This is a genomic window from bacterium (genome assembly GCA_035703895.1).
In the GTDB taxonomy this organism is placed as follows: domain Bacteria; phylum Sysuimicrobiota; class Sysuimicrobiia; order Sysuimicrobiales; family Segetimicrobiaceae; genus Segetimicrobium.
On sequence record DASSXJ010000286.1, the window covers coordinates 1 to 2,788 of the forward strand.

General features: G+C 69.3%; 5 protein-coding genes. 1 reads left to right on the forward strand and 4 read right to left on the reverse strand.

The features are described 5' to 3' along the window. A partial coding sequence (locus tag VFP86_18955; GenBank protein ID HET9001729.1) for an FAD binding domain-containing protein occupies positions 1–332 on the reverse strand: 332 nt, incomplete at its 3' end. Between the two features lie 137 nt (positions 333–469). Here VFP86_18955 and VFP86_18960 point away from each other — a divergent pair. Then, positions 470–1,162: a hypothetical protein gene (locus VFP86_18960; GenBank protein HET9001730.1), complete on the forward strand. Its 693-nt coding sequence runs from the start codon at positions 470–472 to the stop codon at positions 1,160–1,162. Positions 1,163–1,222: 60 nt separating this feature from the next. Here the strand turns inward: VFP86_18960 and VFP86_18965 are convergent, their stop codons facing one another. The 3 genes from VFP86_18965 to VFP86_18975 all read right to left on the reverse strand — a co-directional run. Then, positions 1,223–1,864, reverse strand: a complete 642-nt coding sequence (locus tag VFP86_18965; GenBank protein ID HET9001731.1) for a Dabb family protein — start codon at positions 1,862–1,864, stop codon at positions 1,223–1,225. Position 1,865: 1 nt separating this feature from the next. After that, positions 1,866–2,558: a hypothetical protein gene (locus VFP86_18970; GenBank protein HET9001732.1), complete on the reverse strand. Its 693-nt coding sequence runs from the start codon at positions 2,556–2,558 to the stop codon at positions 1,866–1,868. After that, positions 2,558–2,788 (reverse strand): carbohydrate ABC transporter permease (locus VFP86_18975; protein ID HET9001733.1); only part of this gene is annotated, 231 nt, incomplete at its 5' end. The genes VFP86_18970 and VFP86_18975, both read right to left, overlap by 1 nt.

Sequence of the window (2,788 nt, forward strand, 5' to 3'; positions counted from 1 at the left end):
GTGGCAAGATTCCGAACCAGCGGATCGGCGATGACTTTGCTCGTGTCGAGGAGGATGGGAAAGCGTGTTCTGACGAGTTCGGACTCTTCGAGGTCAGACTCCCGGGCGAGCGCCCCGATCGAGAGCACGCCGCCCGCCTCGCGAACATAGTCGAGCCCCGGGATGCGGTTGATATCGATCAGGTGCTCGGGGCTGGCCAGCCGCAGCTTCATTAAAGGAATGAGGCTCTGGCCCCCCGAGAGAATCTTGGCGTTGTCTCCGTACTGTACCAGCAACGCGGTCGCATCGGAGATCGAGGTGGGGGCGTGGTAGCTGAACGCGGCAGGAATCATCGCCGTCCCTTTCTTTCGGAAGACATCTCGAATTATACTCCTCGGCGTTTGAATATGTACGTAAGCAATCGAACATCTGAGTACGCGTGAGGCAGGGATGCAGGCGGCGCCGCGCACCGCCGAGAAATACCCCCGGGATGCTTCGCCACTCCGTGATCTGGCGGCTGCGCGACACGACCACGCCGGCCCTGCAGGCGGAAATGCTGCAGGGTCTGGCCTACCTGCGGCTGGAGTGCCCGATGGTGAGGTCGGGCGATTACGGCGAGGACCTCTTCGGCGGCTCGCGGCGATTCGAAGACCCGCCGCCGTTCGAGGCGACGCCGGTCTGGCGACGCCGAGCGGACGGCCCTCCGGCCAACTACGACGTGGCCCTCCACCTCGACTTCGATGACTGGGACGGCTACCGGCTGTACAGCCCGCACCCCACCCACAAAGCGGCCTCGGTGTTTAACGGCGCGGTCTCGTGGGACGAGCTCACGGCGCGGGTGGACTGGTACTTCGACGGCGAGGCGCCAACCAGGCGGGGACACATCAAGCACGCGGCGATGTTCGTGTGGGCCGACGGCGTGCCGGAGGACGCGAAGCAGCGCGCCCTCGACGCCGCTCGCCGCCTCGCGGACGCGCCGGGCGTCGAAGCCGTCACGCTCGGCCCCAACGTCGGCCGGCTGGTCAGCGACTACGACTGGATCATGGACGTGCAGGTTCCGGATCGCGACGCCGCGGAACGGCTTCTGGCCGGTCCGCATTACGCGCGCGCCATGGACGCGGTCGCCGCCGCGACGAAGTACGAGTGGACGGCACGCGTGTCGCACATCATGCGCGGTCCATAGCGCGTCGCCTCGACGCACGCCGGTCTCACCCCTGCGGCCCTCCGTCCGGTTGGACGGGACTCACCCGGATTGCATCCGATGCTGGATCACGGCGGTGCGCTCCCTGCGCGTAAGTCCGTCGAGCAGCGCGGCGGCCTCGCGGTATGCCGGATGCGCGAAGAACGCCCGGGCGCCGCCCTCGTCGGCGCAGTGCACCTCGAGCACGAGGTCGGCCCGTCCCATTTTCGCCCAGCCCAGGTCGTCGGCGACCTCGAGCGCAAGAGCGGCATCGCAGTCGGCGCGCAAGGCGACGAGCGCCCGCCGCGCGTCACGCCTGCTGGGTGCGTCGACCCCCTCACGCCAGGAGTAGAGCGCCAGATGGCGCACCCGGCCCTGGACCGACGCCGGCCCCCTGTAGAGGTAATCGGCCCGGGCTGTCAGCTCGTCGTGCGTGATCGTGTCGATGAAGCCGCCGACCCGGTAGTGGTGGGGGTCGTCGTTGTACGCGTCCCACGACGCCTTGTCGCGGTGATCCCGGAGCAGCGCGAGCTCGTAGTTCGCGGCCCCGGACAGACCGAGGTCTTCCCCGAAGTCCACGGCATCGACGCGGCTCGCGTAGCTGATGTAGGCGAGCCCCTCCTTCGCCCGCAGCCGGTGCTCCGGCGTGGCGCGCTCGTTCCACCGCCACAGGACGACGCGCCGCAACACGGGTGAGATCGTCACGCTAGTACCCCCGCATGACGTGGGTGACCCGCGCCGTCCATTCGTACTTGGTCGCCGGCGCAATGCTGCCCATCGCGGCGGCGTACCGCGGGCCCTCCACCAGGGTCCGGGCCGCCGCCGGGTCCGTCAGCTGCACGTCCGCCATCCAATCGAAGTTGGCCGCGGTCCGGCCGGAGTTCTCGCCGGTCACGACCGACACGACGCCGGGGGCCTCGGCCAGGTTTCGCGCCGCCGCCAGTGCTCGCGAGCGCGCGGCGGCGTCCGCCTCGCCGGCCCAGAGGAACATCGCCGTATGCCGCACGAGCCCGCGGCGGACCAGCGGCGCCCCGTCGTATCGCCATTCGACGCGCGCGGTCAGCTCCGGAACCGTGACGGACGCGTTGAACCGCGCGACGGCCCGGTAGCGCTCGCCAGCGAGGGACGCGGCCGCGGCGGCCTCGTCGTCGAAGTCGAGGTGGAGCGCGAGGTCGTAGCTGCACGGCGGTCCTTCGCCGCGCGCGCGCCAGCGCGGCGTGCGCTTCCACGGCGGCACCGCGAGCAGCGGACTGGAGCCGCCGAACAGGTCGTCTCCGTAGTCGCCCGCCCGCACCGCGGCGCACTCCATCCGCAAGAAGGCCAGGCCCCGCAACATTGCCAGCTTCTGGTCCTCGCCGATCGTGTCGCGGTGGAGAAACAGCGTGGTGTGGCGCAGCATCAGTGCCGCATCCCGGTGGTCGCGACGCCGCCGATGATCTGCCGCTGGAAGATGAAAAAGAGCACCGTCAGCGGCACGGAGGCGATCGACGACACGGCCATCAGCGCGGGGAAGTTCGACGTCTCGGCGGACTGAAACGTCTGCACGGCGAGCGGGACGGTGGCCTTCGCCGTGTTGCTGATGATGAGGAACGGCCAGACGAAGTCGTCCCACGTCGACTGGAAGATCAG